This is a genomic window from Streptomyces sp. NPDC104226 (genome assembly GCF_055584085.1).
The window spans coordinates 1-13,127 of sequence record NZ_JBVJMS010000016.1; the positions used below are offsets into that span (position 1 = coordinate 1).

The following is a 13,127-nucleotide window of genomic DNA, read 5'->3' on the forward strand; positions in this document are numbered from 1 at the left end:
ACGACCGCTGGTGGAACCCCGCCGTCGAGGAACAGGCCACCGACCGCGCCTACCGCATCGGCCAGACCCAGCCCGTCCAGGTCCACCGCATCATCGCCGAAGGCACCGTCGAGGACCGGATCGGCGACATGCTGGAGGCGAAGCGGGCGCTGGCCGACGCCGTCCTCGGCTCCGGCGAGACGGCGCTGACCGAGCTCACGGACCGCGAGCTGGCCGACCTCGTCTCCCTGCGCAGGCCCGTATGATCACCGCGCGCGACGACCGCCGCCGCACCTTCGAGACCGTGCCGCCGGGGCTGGAGGCCGTCAGCTGGTGGGGCCGGGCCTGGGTGTCCGCCCTGGAGGCGGTGGCCCACGACGGAGCCCGCCTGACCCGGGGGCGGACCTACGCCGCCGAGGGCCACGTCGACGCCGTCACCATCACCCCGGGCCGGATCGTGGCCTACGTACGGGGCAGCCGGCCGCGGCCGTACCGCACCGAGCTGTCCCTGCCCGCCCTCTCGGACGCCGAGTGGAGCGAGCTGCTGGAATCGGTGGTGGCCGACCCGACGGCGCTCGCCGCGCTGCTGGAGCGGGAGGTCCCGGAGTCCCTCTCGGAGTCGGTCCTGCCCGGTGCGGGAGAGCTCGTGCCGCGCTGCTCCTGCCCGGACGTCGGGCGTCCCCCCTGCAAGCACGCCGCCGCCCTGTGCTACCGCGCGGCCCGCCTCCTGGACGCCGATCCCTTCGTCCTGCTCCTGCTGCGCGGCCGCGGTGAGCGGGAGCTGCTGGAGGAGCTCACCCGGCGCAACGCCGCCCACGCCGCGCGCGAACAGCCCGACGGGACACCGGACTTCCCCGGTGTGCCGGCCCGTGCCGCGCTCGTCCGCACCGTCCTGCCTCCGCTGCCCGCTCCACTGGCGGCGCCCTCCGCCGCCGGGATGCCGCCCGCGTACCCGGCCGACCCGGCGGCCCCTGACCCGCTCGCCCTGGACCAGCTCGCCGCGGACGCGGCCGCCCGCGCCCTGGCGCTGCTGCGCACCGCCGAGGATCCGATGGCAGGGCTGAGCCGCTGGCAGGACGCCGTCCGGCTGGCCTCGGCGCACCCCACGGCCGGGCTCACCGGCGCCGCCCGCACCCTCTACCGCGAGCTGGCCCGCGCCACGGGCCGCAGCACCACCGACCTGGCCCGGGGCGCGGCCGCCTGGCGGCAGGGCGGTCTGCCCGCCCTGCTCGCCCTCGAAGAGCCCTGGGACCCGCCCGCGGGCCCCTTCGACCGGGCCCGCCCGGCGCTCCTGGCCGCCGGCCAGGGCTTGTTCCGCCCCGACCGCAACCGGCTCACGGGCTTCTCCCGGCAGCTCCGGCTCGGCCGGGACGGCCTCTGGTACTCCTACGAGAACCGCCTGGGCGACGACGACTGGTGGCCCACGGGCCGCCCCCCTTCCCCGGACCCGGTCACGGCTCTGCTGGGCTGAGTCCGGCCGCCCAGCGTTCGAGGGTCGTGAAGTCCTGCGGGCGCAGGCCGTGGCGGGGGTGGATGCGCAGGAGCAGGGCCGGGGCCGGGTGGTGGGCGGCGACCCAGGCGCGGTCCCGGGGCGTGATCAGGTCGTCGACCCAGGCGAAGGGCCGGCCGGCCGCCCATTCCAGGAGGGGGCGGGTCTTCCAGAAGAGGCCGTCGGGATCGCGGGTGAAGAGTTCCGGCCATTCGATGACGGGAAGATCAGCGGGTAGTCCGATGCGCGGGGAGATCAGCGTGTTGGCCTCGTGCGTCCAGGCGGTGGCCCAGGCGAGTTCGTAGGGCAGGGCCAGCAGCCGGGCGCCGTGGGCCGGGTGCAGGCGCACGCGCAGGCCGCGCCTGGCGCTGCGGGATTCCGGTGCGCGGTAGGACAGCCAGATGCTCGGACGCATCCGGTGGCTGGTGTAGCCGCGGAGACCTGCGAGGCGGGACTGGAAGGGATTGAGGGGGCCGTCCACGTCGAGGAGGAGCAGCGGGCGAGTCATGAAGTAGGGATTACCCAGTACACGATGGAGTGAAATGCCTACCGGCGCTATAACCCGAATGGTGTTACGGCGTTGTTTCCGGTGCGGGTGCACAGCCCGTGGACCCTTCCGGAAGGCAGGAAATCTGATGCGTCACAGTCGTCGGAATGGCTTGATCGCGGCGGTGGTTGCGGGGGGTGGACTCGCGGTCGCGGGTGCGGGTGGCTTGGCCTACGCCGACGCGGAGGCGGGCGCGGAGGCCGTGCGCTCGCCGGGGGTGCTGTCGGGGAACCTGCTGCAACTGCCGGTGCACACCCCGGTGAACGTGTGCGGGAACACCGTGAGCGTGGTCGGCGTACTCAACTCGGCCGCTGGGAACCGCTGCGTCAACGCGGACCGGGGCGCCGGGAAGCAGGGCGGGCCGGGTCAACCCGGGTCGCGGCCGTCCGATCCCGCGCACCCCTCGAAACCCGGCGCCGGAAACGGTGCGGGGAACGGCGGCGGGAGCGGGCACGACGGGCCCGGACGGGGAGCGGTGGCCGAAGGGCGCGGAAAGGATTCTCCGGGACTGCTCTCCGGCAACGGGCTCCAGCTTCCCGTCGAGGTGCCGGTCAACATCAGCGGAACTCGGTGAGCGTCGTCGGCGTCGGCAACTCCTCCGTGGGCAACACCTCGGTCAACGGCACGCCCCCGGTCGTCGGCAAGCCCGTCCAGCCGCCGGTCCGGCCGCCCGTCGCCGTACGGCCGGTCACCCCGCCCGCCCCGCCCCGCAGCCACCCCTCGGCGCTCGCCCACACCGGGGCCGAGGGCGCCGGCTACTTGCTCTCCGGCGGCGGCGCCATGCTGCTCGGCGGAGTGCTGCTCTACCGCCGGTTCCGGCTCAACTAGCCTGCGCGGGCGGTTCGGAGCCGCCGGCGGCCGTGCGCCAGCCGTCCAGGATCGCGTCGATCCGGGGCGCCAGCCGGGCCCGGGCCGCGAACCGGGGCACGCCCGCCATCAGCAGGGAGTCGTACTCGGTGTCGAGGTGCCGTACGGCCGCCCGTACGGCCGCGTACACGGCCGGCGGGTCGAGGGCCCGGCCCGCCGCGCTGCGGCCCACCCGGCCGCTGCCGCGCACCGAGGCGTGCGCGGCGATGGCCCGGGCCCGGTCGGCGGGGCATCCGGGGAACAGGCGCAGGATCTCGGCGGCGAAGGCCGCCGTGAACCGGGTGTCCTCGGCCGCCCGGCGCAGCCGGTCGCGCTCCCGGCGGCGGGCCCGCGCCTCGGCGTCCGCGAGACAGGCGCGCTCGGCCCGGGCCAGGGCGGCGTCCTCGACGAGGAGCCCCATGCGCTCGTAGCGGCGGCGGCGCCGGTGGAAGCGGACCACGACGGCGGACAGCGAACTGGCTTCGTGGGCGCGGCGGGTGAGGGCGGTGTCGCCGCGCGGCAGGTAGACGAGGTGTCCGAGGTCGGCGCAGTCCAGGCAGCGGGGCACGCCGGTCTCGCGGACGAGGCGGCGCAACGGTCCCTGCCTGCACTCCGCGCAGTGAATCTGCTTCGTCGACTCGAATACGACCAGGCTCATGCCGAAGTGATACCGCTGTTCAGGCCGTATATCACCTTGTAGGTATGGATACTTGCGGTTTCACAGAACCCTCCCCGACCTCGTGATGTCCTCCTAGCGTGGGTCGAGTGGGCCGCGTCCGGTCCGTGGAGGAGGGAAACATGGCTGGACGGCAGGCGACGGCCGGGCGCCCGAGGACCGCGGGCCGGCGCCCGAAAGCGGAGGTGGCCTCCGGCCTCGTGATGAGAGAGGTCGAGATAGAGCCCGGCGGCTGCACCGGCTGGCACTACCACCGCGTGCCGCTGATAGCCGTGGTCAAGTCCGGCACCCTGACCCGGATCCTGAGCGACGGCACGGTCGAGGTGCATCACACCGGCACCAGCTTCGTCGAACCCGCCGGGCCGCGCCACGTCCACGTCGGCCGCAACTTCGGCACCGAGCGGGTCGTGCTCTGCGTGACGGCCGCCCTCGCCGAGGGCGACCCCTTCGCGCTCCCCGCGCAGGCCCCGCCCAGGGCCACGCCCTGCGCGTGTCAGACGAGTCGGCGGATCTCCCCGCGCACGCGGTAGAAACCTCCGGCCGCCGGGTGCAGGCCGTCCACCACGTACCGGGCGCCGGGCTCCCGTATCCCGCGCGGGAACTGCACGTTCCACGAGGGCTCGAACCCGCCCGACACCACCTGTACGCGCATCCGCTGGCCCTGCTGCACGCACTCCACGACCACGCCGCCCGCGGGCACCGAGGCCACCGACACCGTCGCCACCGCGGCGGGCGTGGCCGCCGGGGTGAAGATGGGCAGGGCGGCCGCCGACTTCACGTCCACGGCCGTCGGCACCGACCCCTCCCGGGCGGCCGCGATCGCGGCCTCGCTCGCGTCGACGCAGACCAGCGAACCGTCCGTGGTCACCAGGTACAGCCGCTCGTCCAGATACTGCATGGACAGCGCGGACCCGCTGCCGGTGCCCAGCTTCCACAGCCGCCGCCCGTCGGCGTCGAAGCAGTACACGGACGAGGCGAGGTCACCGGCGAAGACGTGCCGGCCGTCCGGCGAGGTGGCGCACGAGTAGACCGCGGCGTCGCACCGGTACGTGGCCTCCAGAGCGCCCGTCGCCTTCGACAGCCGCTGCACGGTGTTGCGGCCGGTTCCCGCGTACACCGCGTGGTCCTCCTGCCAGCCGAACAACACCGACCCGTCGGTCTGCGTGTGCCACAACTCCCGCCCGCCGTCCGGGGCGTAGGCCGTGACCCCCTTGCCGTGGCCGTGGTAGACCGCCCGCTCGTCCGCGCGCACCATCCACGCGTTCGTCCCGGCCGAGCGCCGCGACCACTGGAACTCGTCCTCGTGGTCGATGACCGTCAGTCCGCCGTCGCGGTCGGACACGTTCAGCACGCCCTCGCGGATGTCCAGCCAGAAGATGTCCACGTCGGCCGCGATGTCGTACGCCCCGAACGGCACCTTCGAGGACAGGTCGTACACCGTGCCGTCGTCACAGCCCGCGTAGATCCAGAACTCGTCCGCCACCAGGCACTTCACGCCGTCCGGCAGCGAGTACCGGGCGAGCACCTCACCCTCGTGGCTCACCGTGTAGACGTCTCCGGCCTGGTTCCCGACCCAGCAGCGGTCCTCGTCCACGTGGATGCCGAAGGCGGAGGACCCCGTCCGGAACCGCCACAGCACCGGGGCCACCGCGCGTGCGGTGGACGGGGACGAGGTCACCTGGCGGCGCGTCACCGACCGGGCCGCGCGGACCCCCTGTACGGCGGGGGCGTAGCCCTTGCGGACCTTCTCCCCGACCTTCTTGGCGGCGGCGGCCCGCGCCTTCTCGGCGGTGGGGAAGGAGGAGCTCTGCAGCTGGCCGTCCGCGCCGATGCGGCCGTACCGCACCGAGACGGAGGTCCCGTCGACGGTGACCTCGTAGAACTTGTGGGCACCGCCGTCCTCCTGGGACAGCTCCAGATACGTCGTCTCCCGAGCCATGACAGACCCCTCCCCAAAGCCGGGCCGCCGACCCCCTGTGCGCCGGTGATCCCTCCTGAAAAACGTTAGGTGCCACCACTGACAATGGGCTGGTGCAGCTGGAACCGATCACATGGCAGCGGATGGCCGAGCGGCTCGCCGGTCACCTCGACGACGACGCGCAGGGCAGCGGCGAGGGAGGCGGCGCCGGCGAAGGTGGGGGCGGGGGCGGCCAGGAGGGCCGATGGTGGCGGGTGGGCATCGACGGGGCGCCCGCCGCCCGCACCGGCGTGCTCGCCGGGGAGCTCGCCGACGCGCTGCGCCTGCGCGGGCGTTCGGTCCTGGTGGTGGCGGCCGAGGGCTTCCTGCGCCCGGCCTCCCTCCGCTTCGAGTTCGGCCGCGAGGACGTGGACTCCTACCTCGGCGGCTGGTACGACACGGCCGCGCTCTGGCGGGAGGTCTTCGGCCCGACCGACCCCGGCGGCACCGGCCGGGTGCTGCCCGACCTCTGGGACCCGGCCACCGACCGGGCCACCCGCAGCCCCTACGCCGAACTCCCGCCCGGCGGCGTGCTGATCGTGCACGGCCCGCTGCTGCTCGGCCACTGGTTCCCCTTCGACCTCAGCGTCCACATCGGGCTCTCCCCGGGTGCGCTCGCCCGCCGCACCGAGGAGTCCGCCCGCTGGACCCTCCCCGCCTTCGCGCGCTACGAGGCCGAGACCGGCCCGGCGGACCGGGCCGACGCCCTGGTCAGGGCCGACGATCCGCGCCATCCGGCCTGGACGGGCCTGCGCGCAGGAGGTTCCGGCTGACCCGGCGGGCCGCCGCGGCCGCGTCTGCGTACACCCCTCCCCGTCACGGAGGTCCGGGAACGGCAACAGGGGGATTCCGGCACGGTGACGATCGGTTCCGGCCATCGCTCCGGCCGGAAACGCGCGCTACGTTGACGCCACGCTTCGACGGCGGCCACCCCGGTGGCGCCTTGGCAGAGGGAGACGGCAATGAGCGGTCACGGAAGGGCGGTTCAGGACGCGAGACGGGTGCGCACGCAGGCGGCGCTCGCCGCACTGGCCCTGTGCGGGACCCTGGTCCTCACGGCCTGCAACGGCGACGACGAGGCCGGCGCGCCGGGAACCCCCGCGAGCCCCGCCACCAGTGCGGCGGCCACGGGCGCCGCCTCGCCGTCGGCCACGCCGTCGCCTTCCCCGGCCGCGTCGAAGAAGGCGACTCCCACCGCCCCTTCGACCGTCACCCCGGCGGGTACGAAGAAGGCGCCGGCGCCCGGTTCCACCTGCGACCACAAGATGCCGATCTCGCCCGACGAGATCGCCGTCAACCGCTACACCCCCGAAGGCGGGGTCCACAGCCTGATCATCAAGCACGGCAACTGGGGCTGCGCCGCACCCGGCGAGGACGCCGCCCCCTTCGAGACCACCGGCAAGGAAACGTTCCTCAACATCGCCGAGGACGCCAAGATCACGGCCGTCACCCCCATCGTCGCGAGCACCGTGAGCCAGCCCATCACGCTCCAGCAGCTCATCGACTGGCTGATCGCCCACCCGAACCAGGGCCGTGTCTTCCGGTACCACCTGGACGGCACGGGCGTCATCGACTCCCTCGACCAGCAGTACACCTCCTGACCTCTCGTCCCCGGGCAGCCCTACGGCCGCCCGCCCAGCCGGGCCACCGCCAGCGCGGCCGCCCGGCAGCCGGCCCCCGCGGCCCCCGCCGGGCCCGCGCCCGCCAGCAGGGCCGCGAGGAAGGCGCCGGTGAAGGCGTCACCGGCGCCCGTGGAATCCACCGCCTCGGCGCTCTCCGCCGCGACCTCGGCCGTCACCCGGCCGTCCTCGGCGACGAGCGCCCCGGCCCCGCCCCGGGTGACCACCACCAACGGCACCCGCCGGCTCAGCTCCGCCGCCGCCCGCACGACCGCGGCCGCACGCTCCGACCGCCCGGCCGGACCCGGCGCCCCCGCGAGCAGCAGCGCCTCGTCCTCGTTCGGCAGCAGTACGCCGGCCCCCGCCGCGGCGGCCAGGAAGCGCTGCGGACCCAGCGCGGCAAGGAACCCCGCCGACGCCGGATCCACGCTCACCGGAACGTTCCGGGCGCGGGCGGACCGTAGCGCGACCAGGGCCAGCTCCCGGCTCGCGTCCGCGAAGAACAGGTAGCCCGACAGGTGGAGATGCGCGACCCCGTCCAGGAGCCCGGGCTGCCAGTCGGCGGGGGAGAGCCGCAGCGAGGCACCGCTGTCGGTCAGGAAGGTCCGCTCCGCGTCCGCCCCGACCAGTGCGACCACCGTCCCGGTCGGCTCGGCGGGATCGACCACCAGCCGCGGCTGCACCCCCGCGCCGAGCAGGGCCCGCTCGTGCCACCCGGCCGAGTCGGCGCCGACCCGCGCGAGGAGGCGTACCTCCGGGGCCCCCGCGTGGGCGGCCCAGCAGGCCGCGTTGGCCCCCGCGCCGCCCGGCAGGGTCCGGATCCGTGCCGCGGTGTCGGTGCCCGGAGTAAGTGGTTCCGCATGGACCGCCACGACGTCCGTCACCACGTCCCCGACGACCAGCAGCGCCCCCGGCCCGGCGGGAGCGGCCGGTGCGGCGGTCACGGCCGCGCCGCCCGGGCCCGCGCGATCCGGGCCCCGAGCCGCACGTTGCCCCGTACCGCCGCGAGATTGGCCTCCAGGGAGGCGCCGCCGGTCGCGCGCACCAGGAACCCCAGCAGGAACGGTGTCACCGCCTGTCCCGTGATGCCCCGCTCCCGGCACTCCGCCAGGGCCTCGGCCAGGACCCGGTCGTGCAGCTCCGGATCGAGCTGCCGCTCCGTCGGCACCGGGTTGGCCACCAGCAGCGCCGACTGCGCGCCGCCGAGGAGGTCCTGAGCGGCCATCACGGCCGCCACCTCCTCCGGGCGGTGCACCGTCCAGTCCACCGGCTCGCCGGAATCGGCCAGGTAGAACCCGGGGAACCGGTCCGTCCCGTACCCGAGGACCGTCACCCCCAGCGTCTCCAGCCGCTGGAGCGTCGCGGGCACGTCCAGGATCGACTTCACCCCCGCGCACACCACGGTGATCCGGGTCCGCGCCAGCAGCGCGAGGTCGGCCGACTCGTCCTGCGACCCGGTCCAGTCCCGGTGTACGCCGCCCAGCCCGCCGGTGGCGAACACCCGCAGCCCCGCCCGCGCGGCGAGGAAGGCCGTGGCCGAGACCGTCGTCGCGCCGGTCGCCCCCGTGGCGAGGGCCGGGGCCAGGTCCCGGTGGCCCAGCTTGCGGACGCCCTCGCCGCCCGCGATCCGCTCCAGCCGGGCCTTGTCCAGGCCGGCGTACGCCACTCCGTCGACGACGGCGACGGTCGCCGGGACGGCTCCCTCCGCGCGGACCAGCTCCTCCAGTTCCAGGCCGACCGCCAGATTGCGGGGGCGGGGCAGGCCGTGCGCGAGGATCGTGGACTCCAGGGCCACGACGGGCTGCCCGCGGTCGAGGGCCTCGCGCACCTCCTGCGACAGGACGGGGACCGGGGCGGTGTGCTCGGATGCTGTGTGCTGTGACATGTCCCCATCCCTGGCGCGGGATCCGGGACCCCAAACACGGGGCCGCCGTAGCGGCGCGAACCCGTCGGGCCCGGCTGCGGGTGTGCCGCTGCGCGGGCGAGGTCCCCTACCCGCCCTTCGCCCGTTCCCCGGGGCTGCGCCCCGGACCCCCCGGGGCTGTGCCCCGGACCCCCTGGGGCTGTGCCCCGGACCCCCTGGGGCTGTGCCCCGGACCCCCTGGGGCTGTGCCCCGGACCCCCTGGGGCTGTGCCCCGGACCCCCCGGGGCTGTGCCCCGGACCCCCCGGGGCTGCGCCCCGGACCCCCTGGGGCTGTGCCCCGGACCCCCCGGGGCTGCGCCCCGGACCCCCTGGGGCTCCGCCCCAGACCCCGCGCCTCAAACGCCGGCGAGGCTGGATGTGGCCGGGGTCCGGGCGGAGCCCGGGGAACGGTGGAAGGGCGGGTAGGGGACTCCGCCCCGCAGGGCTGCACCACCCGCACCCGGCCGAGGTCCGGGTCAAGGATGGACAGGGTGCCGGGTGGGGCGGGCGCGCGCTGGACGCTCTGGTCGCTCCGGCGCGCGGGGCCCCCGATTAGGCTCCCGGGACATGAGCACAAGTGATCACCGCGACGCCCCCGCCTCCTTCGCCGTCTCCCTCCCCGACGTCCCCGACTCCGAGCTGGAAGCGGACGAGCTCGACCCCGCGCAGATCGTCTCCGGGAACCCGGTCGTGACGGGCAAGGTGCTGTGGGAGGCGCCGGACGGCTCGCAGGTGCGCGGCATCTGGCAGATCACCCCGGGCGTGGTCACCGACACCGAGGCGAACGAGCTGTTCGTGGTGGTCAGCGGCCGGGCCACCATCGAGGTGGAGGGCGGCGAGACCCTGGAGGTGGGCCCCGGCTCCGCGTGCGTCCTGCGCGAGGGCGACCGGACCACCTGGACCGTGCACGAGACCCTCCGCAAGGCCTACCACATCAGTTACTGAGCGGCGTCGGCGGCGGAGTCCGCGGCCTTCACCGGACGGCGGCGCGAGGTGAACAGCGCGAGCCCCGCCATCGGCAGCAGCAGGGCGGCGGCGGCCGCGTTGAGCCAGCCGTAGCCCGCCTGGGACATGACCAGACCGGCGGCGGCGCCGCCGACTCCGGCGGCCGTGTTCATGGTGAGGTCGCCCAGCCCCTGTACGGCGGCCCGCGCGGGCTGCGGCACCGAGTCGGTCAGCAGCGCGGAGCCGGACACCATGCCGGCGGACCAGCCCAGCCCGAGCAGGAAGAGGCCGATGCCGCTCTGGGTGTGGTTCCCGTCGGCGGTGCCGGCGAGCAGGGCGGCGACGGACAGCAGCCCTGCGGCGAGCCCGATCACGGACAGCCGGCCGATCCGGTCGGCGAGCCAGCCCATCACCGGCGAGAAGCCGAACATGCCGGCGATGTGCCCGCTGATGACCAGCCCGATGAGCTGGAGCCCCGCTCCGTGGTGCCCGAGGTCGACCGGGGTCATCACCATGATCGAGACCATGGCGGTGTGGGACACCGCGATGGTGAGGAGCGCGAGCCGGGCCCGGGGGGAGGCCTTGACGGCGGCGAAGCCGGCGCGCAGCGAACGCCCGGCGCGCGTCTGGTCCTCGGCCGGGGCGAGCGTGCGGGCCGTCAGCAGCGGGTCCGGTCGCAGGAGTACGCCGATCAGCGTGGCGGTGAGCAGGAAGATGGCGCCGGCCCATATGAAGGGCCCCGCCATCGGGGGTATGGAGGTGCCGGTGAAGCTGCGGCTGGCCGGGGCGGAGAGGTTGGGGCCGAGCACGGCGCCGATGGTGGAGGCCCATACGACCACGGAGATCGCCCGTGCCCGGTGGTCGGGCTCGGCGAGGTCGGCGGCGGCGAAGCGGGCCTGGAGGTTGGCGGAGGAGGCGGCCCCGAAGGCGGCCATGCCGAGCATCAGCAGCGGGAAGCTCTTGATCGAGGCGGCGAGGACGACGAGGGCGGCCCCGGCCGCGCCGATCACGTAGGCCAGGACCAGTCCGGGGCGGCGGCCGCGCGCTGTCATCAGCGCGGCGAGCGGCAAGGAGACGGCCGCGGTGCCGATCACGGAGGCGGTCGAGGCGAAGCCGGAGAGCGACTCCGTGCCGCTGACCTCGGTGGCCAGGACCGGGGCCAGGGCGATGCTGATGGGCACGCCGATCCCGCCCAGCACCTGGCCGGCGATCAGCACCCCGGAGGTGCGGCGCCGCAGGCGGGGCAGGTCGGCGGCGGTTATCGCGACGGCGGGCCGGTCGGTGCCGGGCGCGGTGCTCACGCGGTCCACCTCCGACACGGATGCGGAGGGGCTGCGGGCGCTGCGCACGGTGTGGTCACGGCCGCAGTTTCGCACCCCTCGCAGGGCGGGCGGAACAGGGTTTCCGGGGGCACGGGGTGCATCGGGAGCACGGCGGACGTCCTCAGAAGAGCGGCTGGGGGAGTACCCCTTCCAGGGCGAGGAGGCGGCGCTTGGTCTCCACGCCGCCGCCGAAGCCGCCGATGCCCCCGTCGTTCTCCACGACCCGGTGGCAGGCCACCACCAGCGGCAGCGGGTTCGAGCCCATGGCGTTGCCGACGGCCTGGGCCGCGCCCGGGGCTCCGGCACGGGCGGCCAGCTCGCCGTACCCCACGACCGCCCCGTAGGGCACGGTGCGGTCCAGCTCCAGCAGGACCTGCCGGTTGAAGCCGGAGCTGAGCCTCCAGTCCAGCGGCAGGTCGAAGCGGCGCAGCGTACCGGCGAAGTAGGCCTTCAGCTGGCGTATCGGCTCGGCCAGCAGGACCTCCTCGCCCGGCGGCGGGCGCCGGGCGTCGGCGCCGAGCCGGGAGACCAGCGCGGCGATCATCTTCTCGGCCCGGTCGGGTCCGGCATGGAACTCGACCTTGACCAGGCCCTCCGGGGTGGCGGCGAGGAGCAGCGGCCCGATGCCGGGGTCGCCGCTGTCGACGACGGTCCATTCGAGGTGCGGCCCGCGGGGCTCAGGAGTGTCCACCCCTTCACGGTACGGCGAACCACTGACAGTGCCGACAGCGCTGACAGTGCCGACAGTGTCGGCACCGCCGGCGTCAGTAGCCGCCGACCGCTTCCCGTACGACGTCGGGCTTGTCGGTGATGATCCCGTCCACGCCCATCTCCTGGACCTTCAGCGCGGTCGCGGCGTCGTCCACGATCCAGGTGTCCACTTCCAGCGCCTTGCCGTGGGCGCCGAGCAGCTTGTGCACCGAGGCGACCCAGTCCGCGTCGATGGTGGTGTACCAGGGGTTGATCCGGTCGGTGAACTCGGCGTACCGCGGCAGGTCGGCGAGGGCCGGGGTGCCGAGGAAGGCCGTGAACAGGTCGGGGCGCAGTTCGTGCACGGTGCGGACCGAGGCGGCGCTGAAGCTCTGGACCACCAGCCGGCGGGCCACGTGGTTCTCCTCGAGCCAGCCGGTCTCGCCCAGCACGTCCAGGGTCTGCTGTTCGATTCCCGGGTAGAGCTCAGGCTTCTTGATCTCCAGGAGCAGCCGCTGCTGGTTGCGCTGGACCCGGTTCATGTACTGCCGCAGGGTCGGTACGCGGGCGCCCGCGAACTCCCGGCCGAACCAGCTGCCCGCGTCCAGCCGGGCGATCTCCGCCGCGGTGAAGTCCTTCACCCGCCAGGGCTTGCGGTCGGGGAACACCTGCTCGACGTCGGTCGTCCGGGCCAGGGTGTCGTCGTGGATGACCACGAGCTCCCCGTCCTTGGTGCGCTGGACGTCGTTCTCCACCCAGTCGAAGCCCATCTCCATGGCGAGGTCGATCGCCTCCAGAGTGTTCTCCGGGGCGTAGGCCGAAGCCCCCCGGTGGGCGTACACGATCGGGTTGGACAGCCAGTCCGGACCGGGTGCGGCCGAGGCGGAGCCCGCACCGCACACGCTCAGGGCGAGTCCCAGGAAGGCGGCGGTGGCCGCGGCGGCTGATCGGACGTACATGCGCGTTCTCCTCGGGTCATGGGCCCTGCTCCTGCCGTCAAACGGGCGCGGAGCGGCTTTCGTTGCGGCGATGCACTGGCGGCGATGCGTTTCCGACGCACTTTCAGGGAGGGCCGCGTACGGCGATCATGGGGTTGACGATCACCGGGCCGCCACCGAACTACGACAAACGGACCAGGCCCGCACGGCTCGGC

The 13,127-nt window shown here is 74.6% G+C and carries 15 protein-coding genes and 1 pseudogene; 8 read left to right on the forward strand and 8 right to left on the reverse strand.

Features of this window, described 5'->3' with window-relative positions; all coding sequences use genetic code 11:
- Nucleotides 1-245 (forward strand): annotated as a pseudogene (locus tag ACZ60J_RS36560) (DEAD/DEAH box helicase); the annotation flags it as partial.
- Complete coding sequence (locus tag ACZ60J_RS36565; RefSeq protein WP_469688495.1) at nucleotides 242-1,450, forward strand: SWIM zinc finger family protein; 1,209 nt, start codon at nucleotides 242-244, stop codon at nucleotides 1,448-1,450. The pseudogene ACZ60J_RS36560 and the gene ACZ60J_RS36565, both read left to right, overlap by 4 nt.
- Here the strand turns inward: ACZ60J_RS36565 and ACZ60J_RS36570 are convergent.
- Nucleotides 1,431-1,976 (reverse strand): hypothetical protein, encoded by a 546-nt coding sequence (locus ACZ60J_RS36570; protein ID WP_469688496.1) that lies wholly within the window; start codon nucleotides 1,974-1,976, stop codon nucleotides 1,431-1,433. The two genes, ACZ60J_RS36565 and ACZ60J_RS36570, sit on opposite strands and share 20 nt — an antisense overlap.
- Before the next feature lie 205 nt (nucleotides 1,977-2,181).
- Between ACZ60J_RS36570 and ACZ60J_RS36575 the strand changes: the two genes are divergently transcribed.
- A complete protein-coding gene (locus ACZ60J_RS36575) occupies nucleotides 2,182-2,589 on the forward strand; it encodes a chaplin (RefSeq protein ID WP_469688497.1) in 408 nt (135 codons plus the stop codon).
- Nucleotides 2,586-2,843: an LPXTG cell wall anchor domain-containing protein gene (locus ACZ60J_RS36580; protein ID WP_469688498.1), complete on the forward strand. Its 258-nt coding sequence runs from the start codon at nucleotides 2,586-2,588 to the stop codon at nucleotides 2,841-2,843. The genes ACZ60J_RS36575 and ACZ60J_RS36580 overlap by 4 nt, the downstream gene beginning before the upstream one ends.
- On the opposite strand, the gene ACZ60J_RS36585 is transcribed toward ACZ60J_RS36580, so the two are convergent.
- Complete coding sequence (locus ACZ60J_RS36585; protein ID WP_469688499.1) at nucleotides 2,836-3,519, reverse strand: DUF2293 domain-containing protein; 684 nt, start codon at nucleotides 3,517-3,519, stop codon at nucleotides 2,836-2,838. The genes ACZ60J_RS36580 and ACZ60J_RS36585 overlap by 8 nt on opposite strands.
- Nucleotides 3,520-3,659: 140 nt before the next feature.
- Between ACZ60J_RS36585 and ACZ60J_RS36590 the strand changes: the two genes are divergently transcribed.
- Entirely contained in the window at nucleotides 3,660-4,067 is a 408-nt protein-coding gene (locus tag ACZ60J_RS36590) for a cupin domain-containing protein (RefSeq protein ID WP_469688500.1), read from the forward strand.
- Here the strand turns inward: ACZ60J_RS36590 and ACZ60J_RS36595 are convergent.
- Entirely contained in the window at nucleotides 4,031-5,476 is a 1,446-nt protein-coding gene (locus tag ACZ60J_RS36595) for a WGR domain-containing protein (RefSeq protein WP_469688501.1), read from the reverse strand. The genes ACZ60J_RS36590 and ACZ60J_RS36595 overlap by 37 nt on opposite strands.
- A 92-nt stretch (nucleotides 5,477-5,568) precedes the next feature.
- Between ACZ60J_RS36595 and ACZ60J_RS36600 the strand changes: the two genes are divergently transcribed.
- Together ACZ60J_RS36600 and ACZ60J_RS36605 are read left to right on the forward strand one after the other, a co-directional pair.
- On the forward strand, nucleotides 5,569-6,267 hold the full coding sequence (locus ACZ60J_RS36600) for a nucleoside/nucleotide kinase family protein (protein WP_469688502.1): 699 nt from the start codon (nucleotides 5,569-5,571) through the stop codon (nucleotides 6,265-6,267).
- Between the two features lie 189 nt (nucleotides 6,268-6,456).
- Nucleotides 6,457-7,095 (forward strand): hypothetical protein, encoded by a 639-nt coding sequence (locus ACZ60J_RS36605; protein WP_469688503.1) that lies wholly within the window; start codon nucleotides 6,457-6,459, stop codon nucleotides 7,093-7,095.
- Between the two features lie 20 nt (nucleotides 7,096-7,115).
- Here the strand turns inward: ACZ60J_RS36605 and ACZ60J_RS36610 are convergent, their stop codons facing one another.
- Both ACZ60J_RS36610 and ACZ60J_RS36615 read right to left on the reverse strand, forming a co-directional pair.
- Nucleotides 7,116-8,057, reverse strand: a complete 942-nt coding sequence (locus ACZ60J_RS36610) for a carbohydrate kinase family protein (RefSeq protein WP_469688504.1) — start codon at nucleotides 8,055-8,057, stop codon at nucleotides 7,116-7,118.
- Entirely contained in the window at nucleotides 8,054-8,998 is a 945-nt protein-coding gene (locus ACZ60J_RS36615) for a pseudouridine-5'-phosphate glycosidase (protein WP_469688505.1), read from the reverse strand. The genes ACZ60J_RS36610 and ACZ60J_RS36615 overlap by 4 nt, the downstream gene beginning before the upstream one ends.
- Nucleotides 8,999-9,584: 586 nt before the next feature.
- Between ACZ60J_RS36615 and ACZ60J_RS36620 the strand changes: the two genes are divergently transcribed.
- Nucleotides 9,585-9,962 carry a cupin domain-containing protein gene (locus tag ACZ60J_RS36620; RefSeq protein ID WP_469688506.1) on the forward strand — a complete coding sequence of 126 codons (378 nt, stop codon included), beginning with the start codon at nucleotides 9,585-9,587 and terminating at the stop codon, nucleotides 9,960-9,962.
- Here ACZ60J_RS36620 and ACZ60J_RS36625 read toward each other — a convergent pair.
- From ACZ60J_RS36625 to ACZ60J_RS36635, 3 genes are all read right to left on the reverse strand, one after another.
- The gene (locus tag ACZ60J_RS36625; RefSeq protein WP_469688507.1) at nucleotides 9,956-11,263 is read right to left on the reverse strand and encodes an MFS transporter; all 1,308 of its coding nucleotides are present in this window, start codon (nucleotides 11,261-11,263) and stop codon (nucleotides 9,956-9,958) included. The genes ACZ60J_RS36620 and ACZ60J_RS36625 overlap by 7 nt on opposite strands.
- A gap of 142 nt (nucleotides 11,264-11,405) precedes the next feature.
- Complete coding sequence (locus ACZ60J_RS36630; RefSeq protein ID WP_469688508.1) at nucleotides 11,406-11,975, reverse strand: methylated-DNA--[protein]-cysteine S-methyltransferase; 570 nt, start codon at nucleotides 11,973-11,975, stop codon at nucleotides 11,406-11,408.
- Between the two features lie 73 nt (nucleotides 11,976-12,048).
- Nucleotides 12,049-12,933 (reverse strand): glycerophosphodiester phosphodiesterase, encoded by an 885-nt coding sequence (locus tag ACZ60J_RS36635; protein ID WP_469688509.1) that lies wholly within the window; start codon nucleotides 12,931-12,933, stop codon nucleotides 12,049-12,051.
- Between the last annotated feature and the right edge of the window lie 194 nt (nucleotides 12,934-13,127).